The 6,262-nt window shown below is 68.7% G+C and carries 6 protein-coding genes and 1 pseudogene; 6 read left to right on the top strand and 1 reads right to left on the bottom strand.

All coding sequences use genetic code 11. The features are described from left to right. The first annotated feature begins 14 nt into the window (after positions 1 to 14). Positions 15 to 1,283, top strand: a complete 1,269-nt coding sequence (locus ACWCSD_RS45415) for an RNA polymerase sigma factor (RefSeq protein ID WP_449924762.1) — start codon at positions 15 to 17, stop codon at positions 1,281 to 1,283. A 187-nt stretch (positions 1,284 to 1,470) separates the two neighbouring features. Further along, entirely contained in the window at positions 1,471 to 1,986 is a 516-nt protein-coding gene (locus ACWCSD_RS45410) for a hypothetical protein (RefSeq protein WP_397164302.1), read from the top strand. A gap of 28 nt (positions 1,987 to 2,014) precedes the next feature. Here the strand turns inward: ACWCSD_RS45410 and ACWCSD_RS45405 are convergent. Further along, positions 2,015 to 2,334: pseudogene (locus tag ACWCSD_RS45405) on the bottom strand (IS5/IS1182 family transposase); the annotation flags it as partial. A 599-nt stretch (positions 2,335 to 2,933) separates the two neighbouring features. Between ACWCSD_RS45405 and ACWCSD_RS45400 the strand changes: the two are divergent. The 4 genes from ACWCSD_RS45400 to ACWCSD_RS45385 all read left to right on the top strand — a co-directional run. Next, on the top strand, positions 2,934 to 4,274 hold the full coding sequence (locus tag ACWCSD_RS45400; RefSeq protein WP_358293029.1) for an ABC transporter substrate-binding protein: 1,341 nt from the start codon (positions 2,934 to 2,936) through the stop codon (positions 4,272 to 4,274). Positions 4,275 to 4,330: 56 nt separating this feature from the next. Continuing rightward, the gene (locus ACWCSD_RS45395; RefSeq protein WP_358293031.1) at positions 4,331 to 5,287 is read left to right on the top strand and encodes a carbohydrate ABC transporter permease; all 957 of its coding nucleotides are present in this window, start codon (positions 4,331 to 4,333) and stop codon (positions 5,285 to 5,287) included. Further along, the gene (locus tag ACWCSD_RS45390; protein ID WP_397164300.1) at positions 5,284 to 6,114 is read left to right on the top strand and encodes a carbohydrate ABC transporter permease; all 831 of its coding nucleotides are present in this window, start codon (positions 5,284 to 5,286) and stop codon (positions 6,112 to 6,114) included. The genes ACWCSD_RS45395 and ACWCSD_RS45390 overlap by 4 nt, the downstream gene beginning before the upstream one ends. Next, positions 6,111 to 6,262 (top strand): family 1 glycosylhydrolase (locus ACWCSD_RS45385; RefSeq protein WP_449924759.1); only part of this gene is annotated, 152 nt, incomplete at its 3' end. The genes ACWCSD_RS45390 and ACWCSD_RS45385, both read left to right, overlap by 4 nt.

Genomic DNA, 6,262 nt, shown 5'->3' with positions numbered 1-6,262 from the left:
AGGCGCCCCGGCTCATCGCCGGCCTGGCCGGGCTGGTCCGCGACGTCGGCCTGGCCGAGGAGCTGGCCCAGGACGCACTGGTCGCGGCCCTGGAGCAGTGGCCGGAATCGGGCGTGCCACGCAACCCGGGCGCCTGGCTGATGACGGTGTCCAAGCGCCGCGCCGTCGACCTGATCCGCAGGAACGAGCGGATGTCCCGCAACCTGGCCGAGCTGGGCCACCGGCTGGAGACGGCCGCTGAGCCGCCCGAGCCCGACGAGATCGAGGACGACCTGCTGCGGCTGGTCTTCACCGCCTGCCATCCGGCGCTGTCGATGGAGGCCCGGGTGGCCCTGACGCTGCGGGTGCTCGGCGGCCTGAGCACCGACGAGATCGCCCGCGCGTTCCTGGTGCCCGAACCGACCGCCGCCCAGCGGATCGTGCGGGCCAAGCGCACCCTGGCCGACCGGAAGGTCCCGTTCGAGGTGCCGCAGGGCGCCGAGCTGGCCGGACGCCTGTCGTCCGTGCTGGAGGTCATCTACCTGATCTTCAACGAGGGGTACTCGGCGACCGCGGGCGACGACTGGATGCGGCCCGGCCTGTGCGAGGACGCGCTGCGGCTGGGCCGGGTGCTGGCCGGGCTGATGCCCGCCGAACCCGAGGTGCACGGGCTGGTCGCGCTCATGGAGATCCAGGCGTCCAGGGCGGCGGCCCGGGTGGGGCCGTCCGGGGAGCCGGTGCTGCTGCTGGAACAGGACCGCACCCGGTGGGACCGGCTGCTCATCGGCCGCGGGCTGGCGGCCCTGGCCCGAGCCGAGAGCCTGACCGAGGAACGGGCCGCGAGCCTGGCCGAGAAGCGAACCAAGGGCCTGGCCGAGGAGCGTGCGGAGAGCTTGGCCGAGGAACGGGCCGAGGAGCGGGTGGGCGCGGCGGGGCCGTACACGCTGCAGGCCGCGATCGCGGCCTGCCACGCCCGCGCGTTCGACCCCGGCGACACCGACTGGGTGCGCATCGCGAGCCTGTACGAGTCGCTGGCCCGGCTGGCCCGCTCCCCCGTCGTCGAGCTCAACCGCGCGGTGGCGCTGTCGATGGCCTACGGCCCGGCGGTGGGCCTCGACCTGCTCGACCAGATCGTGGACGAGCCGGCGCTCAAGGGTTACCACCTGCTGCCGAGCGTCCGCGGCGACCTGCTGTTCCGGCTGGGCCGGCGCGGCGAGGCGCGGGCCGAGTTCGAACGGGCGGCCTCGATGACCCGCAACTCCCGCGAGCGCGCCCTGCTCCACGAACGCGCCGCCGCCTGCTGAGGCCCGCATCAGGCTGAGGCCGGACGCTGTGGCGGGCACTCTGCCGACCGCCGTGCCAACCGCTGGGCCTACCGCTGGGCCGGGCACTTACAGACCGCGCGAATAGGGCTTGGGGCGGAGGGCGCAAGTGGCTACGTGCCTCGGCTGTCGATCATCATCGTGACCAGGCTGGACCTATGCTGAGCCAATGACCGACAACGGCGCCCCCACGAGAAGCTCGGGCGCTGAAGAGCCTGGCGTTGACGCGAAACTGCCCGCGACCGTGCGTATCGCCGGGGTTGTGTTGAGAAGGATGGAGAGCCCTCCATCGCTGGCCTGCTGGACCGGTTACTTCCCGGAGCCGACAGGCGCGGTCGAGACCGGGATGAGTCTGGTGATCGAGCCAGCCGCCCCGCCAGAAGAGGCCACCCTCCATTTCGCTCACGACGTCGTGAGCCACTTCGATGTCTTCGTCGACCGAGCTTTGGAGTACTGCCGCACCCGACTCCGGGAATCGCACTTCGAACTCACCACTGAGGAACTGAGCTGGCTCGACCTTCCGGAGTTGCCACTGGCAGTTCCCGAAGCAACCGTGTGGGCCGACCGAACCTGGGCAATCCGTTTCACGGAGAGCAGGCTCCGAATGGCGGACCCCTACGGAATCCTCGTGACGTTCAACGGAAGGCAGCCTGTCGCCGTCGAGGGCCTCGACGACGAGCAATGAACCGCTCGACGCGCCATCGGGCGTGTGTTCACGGGTGGCGGTTGGGTCGGTTGTCCCAGCGGTGCGTTGTCCAGGCCCGGCGGATCAGGCCGCGTAAGAACGCGTCAATGACCGTCGCGTGGTGTTCGTGGCAGCGGGCGAGGCGCTGGAAGGCGTTCTGCCAGGCATGGGTACGCTCCACATGCCACCTGTCGCTTGCCTTGACCGGTGCCTTCTCGCCTTGTGCGCGATCCGGCCGCCCAGGCCACGTTCGGCAAGCAGGGGGCGGGTCTTGTCGGAGTCGCAGCCGGCGTCCAGGTGCACGGTGATGTCGTCGGGCAGGGGCCGGAGGTCGTCCAGCAGGTCCAGTGGTGCGGATCGTCGTAGCCGCGAATGGCCCGGGTGGAACTCCGGCCGCATCGGCAACAGGGCCGCGAACTGCTCCCACAACGGTTCGGTCTGCCAGGGCGGCAGAACAGGCACAAGTCTCCCCAACGATCACACAATGGTGCCACTCCATGATCGCCAGGACTCGTACCCGCTCTGCCACCAGTCTCCCCAACCGCCCCCATCCGCGCAGCCACTCAGCCGGACGCCGCCGACGCTGCGCCGGACGCCGCGGGCGGGCCCCGGGTCAAGGCGTTGGAACGTGCCAGCCGACCGTCACGCTCCGTGACAGCCATACCTGACCGGGAGCAAGCTCGGAGGGTCCGGGCGACATGCCCTTGATGCGGCACGAAAGATGTCTCTTGAGGTGGGAGCGCTCCCAAACAGCCCTTCACACCCTTCATCCCCTTAAATCCCGATTCTGGGTGGCAAAACGCACGATTGGTAACGGTTCCGTTTCGGCGGATTGACGGACACAGCCGGTAAGTGCACCCTTTGTGGGAGCGCTCCCAAACACTCCCGCCGCGGCGGAGCGCGTGCCGCGGTGCACCTCCCATCAGTCACCCGAGAAGGGGTCCCTCATGATGATCAGCAAGCGTCGCGGTCTGGCCGCGGCCTCAGCCCTGGCCGCGGCGGCGCTGACCGTCGCGTCGTGCGGCAGCGGCGACACGCCGGCCGCCGGCAACAGCCCCGCCTCCTCCGCGGCGGCGGCCGAGCCCGTCACCATCCGGGTGCAGACCTTCGGCGGCGGCTCCAACTTCGGCTACAAGAACGCCATCGAGAAGTGGAACGCCGAGCACAAGGACATCCAGATCAAGGAAGAGCACCTGACCGACCAGTTCGAGCAGCAGTACTGGCCCCAGATGATCCAGTGGCTGCAGTCCGGCAACGGGGCGGGCGACGTCGTCGGCATCGACGAGGGCGGCATGGGCCTGGCCAAGGCGCACCCCGAGTGGTGGGCCGACCTGAAGGAGTACGGCCTTGAGGGCCGCAAGGCCGACTACCCCGCCTGGAAGTGGGAGAACGGCGTGACGGCCGACGGCAAGATCTTCGGCCTCGGCACCGACATCGGCGGTATGAGCCTGTGCTACCGCACGGACCTGTTCAAGAAGGCCGGGCTGCCCACGGACCGCGAGAAGGTCGCCGCCCTGTGGCCGACGTGGGACGACTTCATGAAGGTCGGCCAGCAGTTCCAGGCGAAGGTGAAGGACACCAAGTTCACCGACGGCACCAACACGCTCTACAACGTGGTGCTGTACCAGGAGGCGGCCAAGAACGGCAACGTCGCCTACTTCGACAAGGACAACAACCTCATCGTCGACAAGAACCCGGCGGTGAAGGCGGGCTTCGACTTCGCCTCCAAGCTCAGCCAGTCCGGCCTGACGGCCAAGCTGCGCAACTTCACCGACGAGTGGGCGGCGGGCACCCAGAAGGGCGCCTTCGCCACGGTCGGCTGCCCGTCCTGGATGCTCGGCGTGGTCTCGGGCAACGCCGGCGACGGCATGAAGGGCAAGTGGGACGTCGCCTCGGTGCCCGGCGGCGGCGGCAACTGGGGCGGCTCGTGGGTGGCCGTGCCCAAGCAGTCCAAGCACCCGAAGGAGGCCGCGCAGGTCGCCGACTACCTGACCAGCGCGCAGACCGAGGCGAGCATCTTCACCGACTTCGGCAACATGCCGAGCAACAGCAAGGCCCAGGCCGACGCCGCCGTGCAGGGCGCGAAGAACGAGTTCTTCAGCGACGCCCCGATCGGTGAGATCTTCGCCAAGTCCGCGGAGAGCCTGCAGCCGGTCTTCCTCGGGGTGAAGCACGCGCAGGTCAAGAACGCGGTCGAGTCGGTCATCCAGGGCATGGACGACGGCTCGGTGGCCTACGACAAGGCCTGGCAGCAGCTGGTCGACGACGCGGTGAAGGCCGCGGGCTGATCTTCCCCCGCCCGGTCCGCCGCCGGCGGGCCGGGCTTGCCGCTGAAAGGTCTGTTATGAGCCTCGACACCCTTCCGCGGGCGGCGCGGAACCACCATCGCCGCGATCGCCCGCCCGGCCGCCTCTGGCGTTCTCGACTCGACGTCAAGGCCATGCCGTACGCCCTGGTGTCCCCGTACTTCCTGCTGTTCGCCGCCTTCGGGCTGTTCCCGCTGGCCTTCACGCTCTACTACTCGCTCTACGACTACGACCTGGCCGGCGACACCAAGTGGGCCGGGCTGGGCAACTACGCCGCGCTGCTGGCCGACGAGGACTTCTGGAACGCCGTCACCAACACCGTCGGCATCTTCCTGCTGGCCACGATCCCGCAGATGCTGATGGCCCTGTTCCTGGCCAACGCGCTGAACAAGAAGCTGCGCTGGCGCCTGCCGATCCGCATGAGCGTGCTGCTGCCGCTGGTCACCTCGGTGGTCGCGGTCGCGGTGGTGTTCACCCAGCTGTTCGCGCGTGACTGGGGCCTGGTCAACTGGGTCCTGGGCTGGTTCGGCGGGGACAAGATCAACTGGCGGGCCGAGCGCTTCCCGTCCTGGCTGGCCATCGCCGCGATGGTCGACTGGCGCTGGACGGGCTACAACGCCATCATCTTCCTGGCCGGCATGCAGACGATCCCCAAGGACCTGTACGAGGCCGCCGCCATCGACGGCGCGTCCCGGCGGCGCCAGTTCTGGCAGATCACGCTGCCGATGCTGCGCCCGACCATGATCTTCGTGGTGCTCAACTCCACGATCGGCGGCCTGACGCTGTTCTCCGAGCCGACCACCTTCTACAACGGCAACGTGGACGGCGGCTCGCAGGGCCAGTTCCAGACGGTGGCGATGTTCGTCGTCAAGCAGGGCTTCCGCGAGTTCGACTACGGCTACGCCGCGGCGGCCGCCTGGCTGCTGTTCCTGCTGATCCTCATCGGCGCGGCCGTCAACTTCCTGTTCGTCCGGCGGATCGGAGGCGCCAAGTGACCGGCTGGAAACCGACCGTCATGACGCGGGTCATGCTCGGGGTGGCGATCTTCCTGTCGGCGTTCCCGCTGTACTGGATGCTCGTCATCGCCTCGCGCACGAACTCCGACGCCGTGTCGGTGCCGCCGAAGTTCCTGCCCGGCGGCAACCTCGGCGAGAACATCGTCGCGGTGCTGGAGAACGAGGACGCGCACTTCCTGCTCGGCCTGACCAACTCCTTCTTCAGCGCGGCGATCGTCACCGTGTCCGTGGTGATCATCTCCACCCTGGCCGGGTTCGCCTTCGCCAGCCTGCGGTTCAAGGGCCGCAACATCCTGCTGCTGCTCGTGCTGCTGACGATGGCGGTGCCGCTGCAGCAGATGGGCGTGGTCCCGCTCTACCGCATGATGGTGAGCCTGGAGTGGACCGGCACCCTGAAGGCCATCATCCTGCCGTACCTGCTCAACGGGTTCGGCGTGTTCCTGATGACCCAGTACACGCGCCAGGCCGTGCCGAACGAACTGGTCGAGGCGGCCAGGGTGGACGGCGCGGCGACGCTGCGGATCTGGTGGAACGTCGTGCTGCCGGCCGTGCGTCCGGGCATGGCGGTGCTCGGCATCAACACCTTCATGCTCATGTGGAACGACTACATGTGGCCGCTGATCGTGCTGACGCCGGACAACCCGACCGTGCAGATCGCCATCAACTCGCTCAACGCGCGCTACTCGACCAGCTACTCGCTGATCTTCGCGGGTACCGCGCTGTCCATCATTCCGCTCATCGCGGTATTCGTCGCATTCGGCCGCCAGATCGTCGGCGGACTCATGGAAGGTGCGGTCAAGGCGTGACGACACAAGAGGAACAGATTCGTCCCGGGCTGCGCTTCCCTCCCGGTTTCGCGTTCGGCGCGGCCACCTCGGCGTACCAGATCGAGGGCGCGGTCACCGAGGACGGACGCGGCCCGTCCATCTGGGACACCTTCACCAAGACCCCGGG

Source organism: Nonomuraea sp. NPDC001684 (genome assembly GCF_053596515.1).
The sequence above is the reverse complement of the archived record's forward strand: the minus strand, read 5'-3'. Positions and strand labels throughout refer to the sequence as shown.